This window comes from Streptosporangium sp. H16 (genome assembly GCF_051918855.1).
Classification (GTDB): Bacteria; Actinomycetota; Actinomycetes; order Streptosporangiales; family Streptosporangiaceae; genus Streptosporangium.
The window spans coordinates 215,225-228,029 of the sequence record NZ_JBPXMD010000013.1 but is presented as its reverse complement, the minus strand read 5'-3'; the positions used below and the strand labels follow the sequence as shown (position 1 = coordinate 228,029).

The following is a 12,805-nucleotide window of genomic DNA, read 5'->3' as shown; positions in this document are numbered from 1 at the left end:
GATCGCAAGGAGAACACGCGACATGGCTCTGACCGAGCAGGAGATCCTCGCCGGTATCGGCAAGATCATCAATGAGATCACCGGGATCCCGGCCACCGAGGTCACCCCGGAGAAGAGCTTCGTCGACGACCTCGACATCGACTCGCTGTCCATGGTCGAGATCGCCGTCGCCGCTCAGGACGAGTTCGGCGTCGAGATCCCGGACGACCAGCTCAAGCACCTCAAGACCGTCAAGGACGTCATCAACTTCATCCAGAACTGAGACGTCCCGGCCTTCTCCCCCGACCGATTTGACCAGCGATTCACAAGGAGCGCAGCAGTGAGTACAGACCAGGTACGTGTCGTCGTCACCGGGCTCGGCGCGACCACGCCCCTCGGTGGGGACGTCGCCTCGACCTGGTCGGCGCTCCTCGCCGGTCAGTCGGGGATAAGCACCATCACGGCCGACTGGGTCGACTCCGTCCCGGTGAAGTTCGCCGGCCTCTCCGCCGTGGAACCGACCGAGGTCCTGCCCCGGCCGGAGTCACGGCGGCTGGACCGGGCCGAGCAGTTCGCCCTGATCGCGGCCCGTGAGGCGTGGGCGCACGCCGCGATCGACAAGGTCGACCCCGAGCGGCTCGGCGTCGTCGTGGGCAGCGGTATCGGGGGCATCACCACGATCCTCGCCGCCTACGACACCTTCAAGGAGAAGGGCTGGCAGCGGCTCTCACCGTTCACCGTCCCCATGCTGATGCCGAACGGCTCGGCGGGCTGGATCGGCATCGAGGTCGGCGCGCGCGCCGGCGTCCACGCCACGGTGAGCGCCTGCGCCACCGGCGCCGAGTCGATCGGATACGCCATCGAGATGATCCGCTCCGGCCGGGCCGACGTGGTCGTGGCCGGCGGCACCGAGGCGGCCATCCACCCGCTGAACATCGGCTCCTTCGCCGCGATGCGCGCCATGTCCACCCGCAACGACGAGCCGCAGCGCGCCTCCAGGCCGTGGGACAAGGGCCGCGACGGCTTCGTCCTCGGCGAGGGCGCGGGCATCCTGGTGCTGGAGTCCGAGGAGCACGCCCTCGCGCGCGGCGCCACGATCTACGCCGTGGCCGCCGGCGTCGGCTACTCGGCCGACGCCCACCACATCGCGCAGCCCGAGCCCACCGGCGCCGGGATCATGCTGGCCATGCGCCGCGTCCTGGAGAACGCCGGCCTCACGGGCCAGGACATCAAGCACGTGAACGCGCACGCCACCTCCACCCCCGCGGGTGACGTGGTGGAGACGATGGCGATCAAGGAGGTCATCGGCGACCACCCCCTGGTCAGCGGCACCAAGTCGATGACCGGTCACCTGCTCGGCGGCGCCGGCGGCATCGAGTCCGTCTTCACCGTCCTCGCGCTGCACGAGCGTCGCGCGCCTGCGACGATCAACGTGGACGACCTCGACGACGGCGTGGAGGTCGACATCGTGCGCGACGAGCCGCGCGCCCTGCCCGACGGCCAGATCGCCGCGATCAACAACTCCTTCGGGTTCGGCGGACACGACGTCGCCGTGGCCTTCACCAGCCTCTGAGCAGTGGTCTTCACCGGCCTCTGACAGGAAGCCCGTGCCGGCCTCCCTCCCGCGACGCGAGCCGGGGAGCTCCAGCCCTCACGGGCCGGGCCTCCCCGCTTCGCGGGCGGTCGCCGTTCCGGTCGAGACGAGGGACGGGAAACCGGCCGGCGGCCTTCGCCGGCCGTACATCTCGCCGGCCCGGCGGTAGGTCCGGCGGCTCGGTTCTCGCCGCCGGACGGCCGGAAGTCCGCCAACACCCGCGCGGCGACGCGCCGCGTTTCCCGCCCAGGACTGAGCTCCGGGGTCTCCATGCTGGAGGTAGCTGATGACCGTGCTCGGCAACAGGGTGGTGAACGAGGAGCCCGGACAGGACCCTCTCGATCCCCGTGACCCCCAGGTGCGTCTCTCCGCCCTGCTCGACGAGGGCTCGCCGCGTCTGATCTCGCCGGTCGACCGCAGCGGCATCCTCGCCGCGACGGGCCGCGTGGAGGGTGTGCCGGTCGTCGCGTTCGTCAGCGACGCCCGCGTCCAGGGCGGTGCGATGGGCAGCGAGGGGTGCGAGCACATCGTGCACGCCTACGACGTCGCGGTCCGCGAGCGGGTTCCCGTCATCGGCGTCTGGCACTCCGGCGGCGCCCGCCTCGCCGAGGGGGTGGAGTCGCTGCACGCGGTCGGCCGCGTCTTCGCCGCGATGACCCGTGCCTCCGGCGTGGTCCCGCAGCTGTCCGTGGTCGTCGGCCCCGCCGCCGGCGGTGCCGCGTACGGCCCGGCGCTGACCGACATCGTGATCCTGGCCGACGAGGGGCGCATCTTCGTCACCGGCCCCGACGTGGTCCGCAGCGTCACCGGCGAGCAGATCGACATGGCCGCCCTGGGCGGTCCCGAGCCGCACAGCAGGCGAAGCGGCGTCGTCCACGTGGTCACCGGGACCGAGACGGACGCCTACGTGCAGGCCCGCCGTCTGGCGGTGCTCCTCGGTCACCAGGGCCGGGCGCGCACCGAGGTCGAGGAGGTCGACTTCTCCGGCCTGCTGCCCGACAACGTGCGCCGCGCCTACGACGTGAAGCCGCTCGTCACGGGCCTGCTCGACGAGCCGGGTGTGGAGCTGCACGCCAAGTGGGCGCCCAACATCGTCACCGCCCTGGGCCGCCTCGGGGGCCGGACCGTGGGCGTGGTGGCCAACAACCCGCTGCGTCTGGGCGGCTGCCTCGACTCCGCCTCGGCGGAGAAGGCCGCGCGGTTCGTCCGGATGTGCGATGCCTTCGGGGTGCCGTTGGTCGTCCTGGTGGACGTCCCCGGCTACCTGCCGGGCGTCGGCCAGGAGCACGACGGCGTGGTCCGCCGCGGCGCCAAGCTCCTGCATGCCTTCGCCGAGGCCTCCGTACCGCGGATCACCCTGGTGACCAGGAAGGCGTACGGCGGCGCCTACATCGCGATGAACTCCCGCTCGCTGGGCGCGACCAAGGTGTTCGGCTGGCCGACGACCCAGATCGCCGTCATGGGCGCGGTCGCCGCGGTCCGCGTCCTCAAGCGCCGCGAGCTCGCGGCTGCTCCCGAGGAGGAGCGCGCAGCCCTGGAGACCAGGCTCGCCGAGGAGCACGAGATCCTCGCCGGCGGCCTCGACCGGGCCGTCGAGCTCGGCGTGATCGACGAGGTCATCAAGCCCGAGGAGACCCGGGGCGCCATCGCCAGGGTCCTGGCCCAGGCGACCCCCGCCAGGGGCGCCCACGGCAACATCCCTCTCTGATCCGTTGCCTGAGAGTGTGCTTTGGTAAGCGCGCTCTCAGGCAGCTTCCGGCTTGCGCCGGGGCGTTCCCCGTTTCCGGGGTTCCCGTTTCGCCGGTGCGCGCCCGGCACGGGTGCCGGGTCTTACCCCTTCTCGCGGTCGTTCGACGAGCCCCCGCCGGTCCCGCCGGCGGGGGCTCACCCGTTCTCCCGCCGCCCTTCCCCCGCGGCGGGAGAGGCCTCCGCGCGGTGACACCGTTCCCCGGAGCGGGACAATCGTGGCCGGGCGGCCCGCGGGAGCCGTCCGCGCGAGGGATCGAAACGGGCCGCGAGGCCGCGAGGGCGTCGCCGCGGGCCGCGTCCGTCCCGGCGGAACGGCCGCCGGGCACGTTCCAAAACCGTGTCCGCGGCGGCCGTTCCCCGCGAGAGAGCGAAAGGCGCCGGCAGGGACATGCCCGATCAGACGGCGGCGTGCAGCCAGCGGACCGGAGCGCCCTCGCCCGCGTAGCGGAACGACTCCAGCTCGGCGTCCCACTGCTTGCCCAGCAGGCGGTCGAGCTCCTCCTCGAGCACCACGCGGCCCTGGCGGGCCATCAGCATGGCGGAGCGCAGCCGGTCCTCCGGGATCAGGATGTCGCCGGTGGCCCCGACCACGGCCGTGAAGGCGCCGAGGGAGGGGGTGTAGGCGTGCCGGGTGCCGTCGGCGCCCGGTGAGGCGTCCTCGGTGATCTCGAAGCGGATCCGCTGCCAGCCCATCAGTGACGAGGTGATGGCCGCCGCGGTACCGACACGGGCCTCCCACTCGGCCTGCGCGCGCACGTGGCCGGGCGCGGCGGGCTGTGGCGTCCAGGTCAGGTCCACGGGCACGCCAAGGACACCTGCGACCGCCCATTCAATATGAGGGCACAGCGCAGGCTGAGCCGAGTGGACGTAAAGCACGCCACGAGCAGACACCGGACCTCCCGTTTCGTACGAGGTGCGCCTTCCCCAACGGCCTCATACCAGGATGATCACAAGTGACTGAAGGAGAGACTACCGTCGGTTGTGACGCCGCACCAGAGGGGGGTCATACCGAGATGTTGCGGCGCGGACAATTGGCCGGGGCATCCTCGGGAATGAGGAAAGCCCCACGAACTGGTGATCGCCCCCCCCGGAGGACCAGATGAATACCGGTATCGAACGGGTCGAACCCATCCCCGGTTCGCCCGCCCTGATCAGGAAGGGTCAGCTGCTGACCGACGCCTCGGGCCTCGCGGCCACCGCTCGCTGGGCCGAGGCCGTCACCGAGACCGGGGGCGTCTACCGGGTGCGGCTCTCAGCGGGCGTGGACGTCTGCGACCTCGTGGCGTCGGTACGGGCACGGGGCGTCCGGGCCTCCCCCAACCACGTCCTGACGGGCCAGCCGCTCTATTTCGGGGGCCCGGCCTCCCGGCCCTTCCCCCGCGCCGCCCTCCCGGCGCCCGAGGCCGCCCCGGCCGGGCCTTCGGCGAGCGCCGTGACGGTGGCGCTGGCCGACACCGGCCTGGCGGAGCACCCCTGGTGGCAGGAGAGGCCGTGGTTCCTGGAACGGGGACGGGAGGCCGCCGAGACGCCCGACTCGGACGGCGACGGCGAGCTGGACCTCCAGGCGGGACACGGCACGTTCGTCGCCGGGCTGATCCTGCGATCGGCCCCGCTGGCACGCCTGCGGCCGATCCGGGTGCTGGACGGCCACGGGATCGGGGACGAGGCCGGGCTGCTGCACGTCCTGGGACGGCTGCGGGCCGAACCGCCGCGGGTGCTCAACCTGTCCTTCGGCGGGCACACCTTCGACGACCGGCCCTCCCCGCTCGTGGAGGCCGCCCTGGAAGGGCTGGCCGGTACGGTCACGGTGGCCTGCGCGGGCAACACCGCCTCCGACCGCCCCTTCTGGCCCGCCGCGTCTCCGGGGGTGATAGCCGTCGGAGCGCTGGACGCGCGGGGGGAGGCGAGGGCCCCGTTCTCGGCGTACGGCCCGTGGGTGGACGCGTGCGCCCGCGGCGAGTGGCTGTCCAGCACCTTCCTCGAGCACGGCGCGTTCCAGGGCTACGCGCGCTGGAGCGGGACCTCCTTCGCCACCGCCCTGGTGAGTGGGGCGATCGCCGCGGCGTGCGCGGACCGGCCCTCCCCGGAGGCCGTGAAGCACGTCCTCGACCCGTCCGGGAGCAGGCGGATCCCCGATTTGGGAGTCGTCGTGCCCATGCCCGGCTAAAGTCTCACCCAAAGTCTTCACGCGAACACCCAGAGTGTTCTACGCGGCCATGGAGGTGCCGGTGGGCGACCAGCACACGATCGACGCCATCCTGGTGGACGACCAGGCGGCCTGGGACGAGCTGGTCACCCGTTTCGAAGGGCTGCTGTGGTCGGCCGTGCGCGCCTACGACCTGAGCCCGGCCGACGCCGCCGACGCGGTGCAGGGCACCTGGCTGCGGCTGCTGGAGAGCCTGCACACCATCCGCGATCCGGACAGGATCGGTCCCTGGCTGTTCACCACGGCCAAGCGCGAGGCGTCCCTGCTGAGCCGGCGGCACCGGGGCGAGCGGCTGGTCGCCGACCCGGCGGACGCCGAGCACGCGCACCTCGCCCCGGCCGGCGCCGGGCACGCCCACGCCGATCCCGCGCTGGCCGTGCTGAGCGCCGACGAGGGCCGCCGCCTGTGGCAGGCCGTCGACGAGATGCAGGAGCCGTGCCGCTCGCTGTTCCGGCTGATGGCCACGGCCCCCGACGCGGGCGTCCACCAGCTGGCCGGGCGTCTGGGCATGCCCAGCGGCAGTTACGGCCCCACCCGGGGCCGCTGCCTGAACCGGCTCCGCACCCTGCTCACCGCCCGGGAGGCGACACCGTGACGCGACATCCGACGGCGATCGACGACGAGTCCCTGATAGCCGCGCTGCGCCTGGCCTCGGGGAACGACCCGGTGCCCGCGCGGGTGACGGCCGCCGCCCGCGCGGCCTTCGGCCTGCGGCTGCCCGACGCCACCACGGCCCGCCCCGTGGCCACGCCCGTGCCGCGAGGCGTCCGCTCCGCCGAGGAGCCCCGGCTGCTGAGGTTCACCGCCGGCGAGCTCACGGTGGAGCTGGAGATCACCTCCGTGGACGGCCTGGTCGACCTGGCGGGCCAGATCTCCCCCTGCCCCGAGGCGGGCACGCTGGTCGAGGTCCGCACCCTGCACCTCACCGAGTCACGCGCGCTGTCCGCGACGGGCCAGTTCGCCGTCACCGGCCTGCCGCCGGGCTGGTTCAGCGTGGTGTGCCACCGGCCCGAGGGCTGCCCCGTGGTCACCAGCTGGACCCGGATCCGCCCGTAGGTGACCTCCGACGAGGCGCTCGCCGCCGCCGAGCACGCGGTCGAGCTCTCGGGCAGCGACCCGGCCCGCGCCCTCGCGCTCGCGCGCACCGTGCTCGCCGCCCTCGCCGCGCTTCCCGCGTCCTGCCGGGAGGTGGCCGATCGGCCCGGCCCGGGTGGCGCTTCGGGCAGCGGCGCCCCGGAACGTGATCCGGAGAGCGACTCGGGCGGCGGTCGTGACGGCGGCGCGGTCGCGGGCCGGGTCGCGGGGTGCGGGCACTGCGAGGCGGAGGCGGTGGCGCACCGGGCGCTGGCGGTGGCGGCGCGCGAGCTGGGCGACCTGCCGTTCGCCGAGGAGCGGCTGGGCCGGGCGGTGCGGATCGCGCTCTCGGCGGGGCTGCCGCACCGGGCGGCCCAGGCGCGGCTGTCGCTGGTCCACGTCCGCACGGAGCTGGGGCACCCGGAGCAGGCGCTGGCCGTCGCCGCGGACGCCGAGCCCGGCCTGACCCCGGCCGAGGTGGGCAAGCTCGGCGTGCACCGGGCCGTGGCCCTGGCGCGGCTCGGCCGCTACCGCGAGGCCGTCGACCACTGCGACCGGGCCGTGCCCGTCCTCGGCGGCGACGTCAGGTTCCTCGCCGGGGCGATGCTGAACCGCGGGCTCGCCCGGGTGTTCCTCGGGGAGTTCGGGGCGGCGGAGGCCGACCTGAGCCGGTGCGCGGAGCTGGCGAGGGACGCGGGCCTGGAACACGTTCTCGCGCTCGCCGAGGGGAACCTGCCGTTCCTGGCCGCGCGGCGCGGTGACCTGCCCGCGGCGTTCAGCGCCTACCGGCGCGCGGAGAGCGTCCTGGTCGGCTACCCGGAACGGCTGGCGACGGTGCGCTGCGACCTGGCCGAGGCCCTGGTCGGCGCCCACCTGCCCGGCGAGGCGCGGGTGCTGCTGGAGATGGCGGTTCCCGAGCTGGTGGCGGCGGGCGCCGGGACGGCGCTGGCCGAGGCCCTCCTCCTGCTCGCCAGGGTCGAGCTGCGCACCGGTGATCCGCGCCGCGCCCGGGAGAGCGCCGAACTGGCCGCCCGCGAGCTGGCCGCGCAGGGGCGGACGGTGCTGGCTCCGGTGGCCGACGAGATCGTCCTGCGGGCCCGGCTCGCGCTGGACCCGCCCTCGGCGGAGCTGCCCGCGGCGATGCTCTCGTGCGCCGACGCCCTCGACGCCGCCGGGCACGGGGACACCTCGGCGGCGCTCAGGCTCACCGCCGCCGAGGTCTCGCTCAGGCTGGACGACCGGCCGTCCGCCGAGGACCAGCTGGCTCTCCTGGCCCGCTCGGGCCGCGGGGTGGTCGCCCTTCAGGCGACGGCGCTGCGACGGTCCCTGGCGGGCGACCGGAGAGGGGCGTTCGCCGCGGTGCTGGCCGGGCTGGCGGAGGTGGGCGCCGGGACGAGGACGTTCGAGGATCCGGTGGTGCGCGCGCACGCCGCCAGGGCCGGTGAGCCGCTGGCCGGGTTCGGGCTGGCCCTGGCGATGCGGACCGGGCGGGGCCGCACGGTCCTGGCCTGGGCCGAGCGGTGGCGGGCGGTCACCGGGGGTACCGGCCGGCCGCTCGCGCCCGGCCTGGCCGCGCTGCGGGCGGCGCTCGGGGAGTCGATCCTGGTGGAGTTCGTCCGCCACGAGGGTGACCTGGTGGCCGTCGTGGTCGCCCGGGACCGCGTGACGCTGCGCCGTCTCGGACCGTTCGCCGCCATCGCCGAGGCCACCGTCCGCCTCCGGTACGGGCTGCGCAGGACGCACCTGCTCGACGGGAGCGCCTCCGAGCCCGGCGCGGAGGCCGCGGAGCTGGAGCGGCTCCTCTTCGGCTCGCTGCGTGACCGGCTGGGCGGCCGGCCGCTGGTGATCGTGCCGACGGGGACGCTGCACACCCTGCCCTGGCCGCTGCTGCCGATGAACGCCGACCGGCCGGTAACCGTGGCGGCCAGCGCCGCCGCCTGGCTGGCCGGGTGGCGGGTGCCGGCCGTACGGGAGGGGCGGGAGGTGGCGGTGCCGGTGGTGGTGGCGGGACCGGGGCTGCGGTACGCGGAGGCCGAGGCCCGCATGGTCGGCGAGTGCCATCCGGGGACCGAGCGGGTGGCGGCGCGGCGGGCGGAGGTGATGGCGGCGCTGGAGCGGGCCGACGTGGCCCACCTGGCCGCGCACGGGATGTTCTCCCCGCGCAGCCCGCTGCTGTCGAGCATCGATCTCGACGACGGCCCGCTGATGGCGTACGACCTGCTGCGGCTGCACACCCCGCCCGCGCTGGTGGTGCTGTCGGCGTGCGACGCGGGGATGGCGCACGCCCCCGCGGACGGGGCGCCCCTGGGGCTGGCGGGCACGTTCCTGTCACTGGGGACGCGATGCGTGGTGGCCAGCCTGGTGCCGGTGCGCGACGAGGAGACGCTGACGCTGATGACCGCCTTCCACGGGGCGCTGGCCGCCGGTGACCCGCCCGCGCGGGCGCTGGCCGTCGCGAGCGGGAAGACCGGCGTGGCGGGCTTCGTCTGCTTCGGGTGCGGGGACCGGCCGGTGGAGATCGGCCCGCAGGAGCCGGTCACCCGGGGCGGCCGGCCGGTGGCGACCGGCCGGAAGGAGCTGATCGTCCGGGGCGGTCAGCCGGTGGCGACCGGCCGGGAGGAGTCGGTCACCCAGTCGGACCACGACCCGACGTAGAGCGCGGCCGGGATGCCGGCCACCTCCAGGGCCAGCACCTCGTGCGCGGCCGTCACGCCGGATCCGCAGTAGGCGCCGACCTCCACGCCGGGGACGACGCCCAGGGTGTTGAAGCGTTCGCGCAGGAAGTCGGGCAGGTGGAAGCGGCCGGAGGGGTCGACGTTCTCGCCGGTGGGGGCGCTGACCGCGCCCGGGATGTGCCCGGCGACCGGGTCGATCGGCTCGACCTCGCCCCGGTAGCGCTCGGCCGCGCGGGCGTCGAGCAGCACCCCGTCGGCGGCGAGCTCGCCGGCCCGTGTGGCGTCGAGCACCGGCATCCCGCCCGGCCGCGCCTCGAAGTCGCCGGGCTCGGGGCGGCGCTCCTCGACGGAGACAGGCAGGCCCTCCGAGACCCAGGCGCGCAGGCCCCCGTCGAGGACCCGCACGTCGGGGTGGCCGAAGTAGCGCAGGAGCCACCAGGCGCGGGCGGCGGCCGCGGTGGAGTCGGCCCCGTCGTAGACGACGACGGTCCGGGAGCCGGACACGCCGAGCCGGCGCATCGCCTCCTGGAACGCCTCGGCGGAGGGCAGCGGGTGGCGCCCGCCCTCGCCCCCCGGCCCGGCGTGGGCCGCGAGGTCGGTCTCCAGGTCGCAGAAGACCGCGCCGGGGATGTGCCCCTCTCGGTAGGAGTCGATCCCGGCCGGTCCCGTGGGCAGGACGACGAGCTTCCAGCGCACGTCGAGGACGCTCACCCCGGTCATGCCCTCCAGCTCGGCGGGGGTGATCAGCGGGCTCATCGGGTGCTTACCTCCAGAAGGGGAACGTACTGCTCGGCGGGTGTCAGCGAGCCGTGGCAGCCGAGGAACCCCGCCTCGTGCGGCTCGGCGACCGAGGCGACGACGGCGCAGTCGGTGTACGGCACCGCGAGGACGTCGCCGATCCTGGGCAGCCACTCCGGACGGATCTCCGGCCCGAACCAGCCGGATTCGACCGCCTCCTCCCGGGACACCACCCACGCCTTTCCCGCGAGGACGTCGCGCCAGGTGTCGAGGACCGCCGCCGAGGCGCCGGGGGCGGTGTAGAGGTGGCGGGCCCTGGCCTCCCCGCCGAGCAGGGTGACGCCCTCGCGCAGCTCGGGGAGGGCGTCGACGTCGACGCGGTCGGCGATGTTGATCATGCCGTGGTCGGCGGTGACGTACATCGCCGAGTTCGGCGGGAGCGTCTCCGCCAGCCGCTCGGCCATCCGGTCGACCAGAGCGAGCTGGTCGAGCCAGGCCGGGGAGCCCCAGCCGTTGACGTGGCCGGTGGAGTCGAGGTCGCCGTAGTAGACCGAGACGTGGGCCCGGGGCTCGGCCAGCGCGTGGCGGACCCCGGCGATCCGGTCGTCGACCTCGTCGGCCCCGACGAAGCGCACGCCCCGGTAGACGGCCCTGTTGAAGCCGGTGGTCTCGAACTTGGCCGGGCCGACGTAGCTGACCGTGACGCCGGCCGCCGCCGCGCGCTCGTAGACGGTCGGGGCCGGCTGCCACTCCCCGGGCTCGACGAGGGGGCCCGGGGCGGTCCAGCGCAGGCAGTTGAGCATGTATCCGGCGCCGGGCACGGCGAGCTGGTAGCCGAGCATGCCGTGCCCGCCCGGCGGCATGCCGGTGCCGAGGGTGCCCAGGCTGGTCACGGTCGTGGCGGGGAAGCCCGCGGTGAGCACCCCGCCGGACACCCCGCCGGACAGGGAGGACAGGAACGGCGCGACGTCGGGGTGGGCCCGGATCAGCTCGGCGCCCATGCCGTCGACGAGGAACAGCAGGACCCGCCCCGCCGGGGCGAGATCCAGCGGGTTGTCGCCGTCCACCCCGACCGCGGCGAGCAGCGAGGCGGACAGGTCCGCGAGCGAGGCCGTCCCGTACGCGGGGACCAGGGGGTTCATGAGGCGGTGCGGGCGGTGGCCTCCGACAGTGCCTTGGCGAAGGCCAGCACGTGGGAGACGGCCTCCGGCCCGTCGGCCGCCTCGCTCACCCGCAGGGAGAGGTCGTCGGCCGTGATGGCGCCGGTGTATCCGTGGTCGGCCTCGCAGTTCTCGTCGCCGCAGGTGGCCGGCTCCAGGTCGACGTGGGAGATGGCTCCCCAGCCGATGGTGAGCGTGACCTCCGTGGGCGGCACTCCCGGCACGTAGGAGGCGGGGTCGGGGACGACCCGGGTGACCGCGACCGACTGGATCCGGCTGAGGCGCACGGCCTCGGTGGTCGTGGAGGCGTGGGACGCCGACACCCCCTCCACCGGCGGGTGCTCGTCGGTGTGGCAGACGAGCAGCCGGGTGGGGGAGAGCACCAGCACGGTGACGTGCCTGCGCACCTCCATGGCCGGGTCGAAGGTGGCCTCGTGGTGCACGACGTAGGCGTCCACCTGCTCCTTGCCGAGCGCGGACTCGACCGCGTCGGCGACCAGGTCGGGATAGTAGCCACTGCGGTCGATGGCGTCGCGCAGGCCGGCGGACGAGAGTCGGGTTTCCCTCATGGGTCCATCCTGCCCTGTCCGGGGCAGCGCTTTCACCGGGAGCACGTGAGCTTCGGCCCGCGGTGCAAATCGTGATGCGGCCCGCCACCGGCTTCTCCGGCAGGAAAGGCGTCGCCGGGGCGATCCGGGAGCCGCCTGGAGCCCGTTCCCGCCCGCGGCTTTACCCTCCGATCGGTTTGGCGTGATCCCGTCGGGGTTATCGGGAGCGGTAGCGGTGGCGTGCGCGTACGTCCGGGGAGCGGTAACGGGCGATTCTCCGCATTCTCCGCCTTGCTTTACATATCTGGGAATGCTTTTCACCGCCCCGAAATCGGAAGCGGTGCATTCCTACCGGAATCGGGGGCGAGAAATATGGCCGGTGAAGGTCCGGATTCAGCGGGGCGGGCCGGAGGGACCGGAGGGACCGGAGGGACACTGTCGGATTCGCCGCAGCGGGCCCGGCCCGCGTGGCGGACCGGCCTCTCGCGCCTCGCGGCGACCGTCCCGGTGACCGTCGTGACGGCCGCCATGACGGCCGCGGCGGCGACCGCCGTGAGCCCGTCCGTCTCGGGGGCGGAGCTCCCCGGCGACCTGATCCTCACCACGGTTCACGACGGCCCGTTCGAGGCGGGCGGCGCCGGCACGTTCTCCATCGATGTCACCGCGGCCCCCGGCTCCGCCGGGATCACCCGTCCGACCGAGGTCGCCTACCACTTCCCCTCCGGCCTGACCCCGGTGAGCGCCTCGGGCACGGGCTGGAGGTGCCGGATCACGGCCAGGATCGTCGGCTGCGGCACGCGCGGCCTGGTCGCCCCCGGATTCCAGCTTCCCCGGATCACGGTCGGCGTGGCCGTGTCGCGGAACGCCTCGGGGACGCTGACCGCGTCCGGCAGAGCCGTTCATGCCGTCCATGCCGTCCGGGACGACATGGACGACATGGACGACATGGTCGACCCCAGCGCGGAGACGGGCACGAAGACAGGCACGGAGACCGCGATGGAGACCGGCCCCGCGCCCGCCACCGTCGCCAGCACGGTCCAGATCGTCCCCGCGACCCGGCGGACGGGCCAGAACGGGTGAGT

The 12,805-nt window shown here is 74.4% G+C and carries 12 protein-coding genes; 8 read left to right on the top strand and 4 right to left on the bottom strand.

Translation table 11 applies throughout. The features are described from left to right. The first annotated feature begins 22 nt into the window (after window positions 1-22). The 3 genes from ACTOQ2_RS23090 (at window position 23) to ACTOQ2_RS23080 (ending at window position 3,281) form a co-directional block, all read left to right on the top strand. Window positions 23-262: an acyl carrier protein gene (locus tag ACTOQ2_RS23090; RefSeq protein WP_350945978.1), complete on the top strand. Its 240-nt coding sequence runs from the start codon at window positions 23-25 to the stop codon at window positions 260-262. A 57-nt stretch (window positions 263-319) separates the two neighbouring features. Then, entirely contained in the window at window positions 320-1,552 is a 1,233-nt protein-coding gene (fabF, locus tag ACTOQ2_RS23085; protein WP_440102052.1) for a beta-ketoacyl-ACP synthase II, read from the top strand. 307 nt (window positions 1,553-1,859) lie between these two features. Further along, entirely contained in the window at window positions 1,860-3,281 is a 1,422-nt protein-coding gene (locus tag ACTOQ2_RS23080; RefSeq protein ID WP_440102050.1) for an acyl-CoA carboxylase subunit beta, read from the top strand. A 437-nt stretch (window positions 3,282-3,718) separates the two neighbouring features. Here ACTOQ2_RS23080 and ACTOQ2_RS23075 read toward each other — a convergent pair whose 3' ends face one another. Next, window positions 3,719-4,213, bottom strand: a complete 495-nt coding sequence (locus tag ACTOQ2_RS23075) for a DUF3145 domain-containing protein (RefSeq protein ID WP_344747901.1) — start codon at window positions 4,211-4,213, stop codon at window positions 3,719-3,721. Window positions 4,214-4,421: 208 nt separating this feature from the next. On the opposite strand from ACTOQ2_RS23075, the gene ACTOQ2_RS23070 reads away from it, so the two are divergent. From ACTOQ2_RS23070 to ACTOQ2_RS23055, 4 genes are all read left to right on the top strand, one after another. Next, window positions 4,422-5,489: a S8 family peptidase gene (locus ACTOQ2_RS23070; protein ID WP_440102048.1), complete on the top strand. Its 1,068-nt coding sequence runs from the start codon at window positions 4,422-4,424 to the stop codon at window positions 5,487-5,489. A gap of 61 nt (window positions 5,490-5,550) precedes the next feature. Then, window positions 5,551-6,123, top strand: a complete 573-nt coding sequence (locus ACTOQ2_RS23065; protein ID WP_440085118.1) for an RNA polymerase sigma factor — start codon at window positions 5,551-5,553, stop codon at window positions 6,121-6,123. Continuing rightward, the gene (locus ACTOQ2_RS23060) at window positions 6,120-6,584 is read left to right on the top strand and encodes a hypothetical protein (RefSeq protein WP_440064626.1); all 465 of its coding nucleotides are present in this window, start codon (window positions 6,120-6,122) and stop codon (window positions 6,582-6,584) included. The genes ACTOQ2_RS23065 and ACTOQ2_RS23060 overlap by 4 nt, the downstream gene beginning before the upstream one ends. Beyond that, window positions 6,585-9,257: a CHAT domain-containing protein gene (locus ACTOQ2_RS23055; protein WP_440102046.1), complete on the top strand. Its 2,673-nt coding sequence runs from the start codon at window positions 6,585-6,587 to the stop codon at window positions 9,255-9,257. Here the strand turns inward: ACTOQ2_RS23055 and ACTOQ2_RS23050 are convergent. From ACTOQ2_RS23050 to ACTOQ2_RS23040, 3 genes are read right to left on the bottom strand one after another with little or no spacing between them, the layout of a single operon-like run. Next, complete coding sequence (locus ACTOQ2_RS23050; protein ID WP_440102044.1) at window positions 9,197-10,033, bottom strand: sulfurtransferase; 837 nt, start codon at window positions 10,031-10,033, stop codon at window positions 9,197-9,199. The two genes, ACTOQ2_RS23055 and ACTOQ2_RS23050, sit on opposite strands and share 61 nt — an antisense overlap. Continuing rightward, complete coding sequence (locus ACTOQ2_RS23045) at window positions 10,030-11,157, bottom strand: alkaline phosphatase family protein (RefSeq protein ID WP_440102042.1); 1,128 nt, start codon at window positions 11,155-11,157, stop codon at window positions 10,030-10,032. Before ACTOQ2_RS23045 ends, ACTOQ2_RS23050 begins: the two co-directional genes overlap by 4 nt. After that, window positions 11,154-11,744, bottom strand: coding sequence for a DUF5998 family protein (locus tag ACTOQ2_RS23040; protein ID WP_344918415.1), 591 nt, complete (start codon window positions 11,742-11,744; stop codon window positions 11,154-11,156). Before ACTOQ2_RS23040 ends, ACTOQ2_RS23045 begins: the two co-directional genes overlap by 4 nt. A 486-nt stretch (window positions 11,745-12,230) precedes the next feature. Between ACTOQ2_RS23040 and ACTOQ2_RS23035 the strand changes: the two genes are divergently transcribed. Further along, a complete protein-coding gene (locus ACTOQ2_RS23035) occupies window positions 12,231-12,803 on the top strand; it encodes a hypothetical protein (protein ID WP_440102040.1) in 573 nt (190 codons plus the stop codon). The last annotated feature ends 2 nt before the right edge of the window (window positions 12,804-12,805 follow it).

What these genes read in the sequence shown, in the direction of transcription:
- ACTOQ2_RS23040 (WP_344918415.1), bottom strand. Translation starts at nt 11,744, where the DNA reads ATGAGGGAAACCCGACTCTCGTCCGCCGGCCTGCGCGACGCCATCGAC.
- ACTOQ2_RS23045 (WP_440102042.1), bottom strand. Translation starts at nt 11,157, where the DNA reads ATGAACCCCCTGGTCCCCGCGTACGGGACGGCCTCGCTCGCGGACCTG.
- ACTOQ2_RS23050 (WP_440102044.1), bottom strand. Translation starts at nt 10,033, where the DNA reads ATGAGCCCGCTGATCACCCCCGCCGAGCTGGAGGGCATGACCGGGGTG.
- ACTOQ2_RS23080 (WP_440102050.1), top strand. Translation starts at nt 1,860, where the DNA reads ATGACCGTGCTCGGCAACAGGGTGGTGAACGAGGAGCCCGGACAGGAC.
- ACTOQ2_RS23090 (WP_350945978.1), top strand. Translation starts at nt 23, where the DNA reads ATGGCTCTGACCGAGCAGGAGATCCTCGCCGGTATCGGCAAGATCATC.
- ACTOQ2_RS23070 (WP_440102048.1), top strand. Translation starts at nt 4,422, where the DNA reads ATGAATACCGGTATCGAACGGGTCGAACCCATCCCCGGTTCGCCCGCC.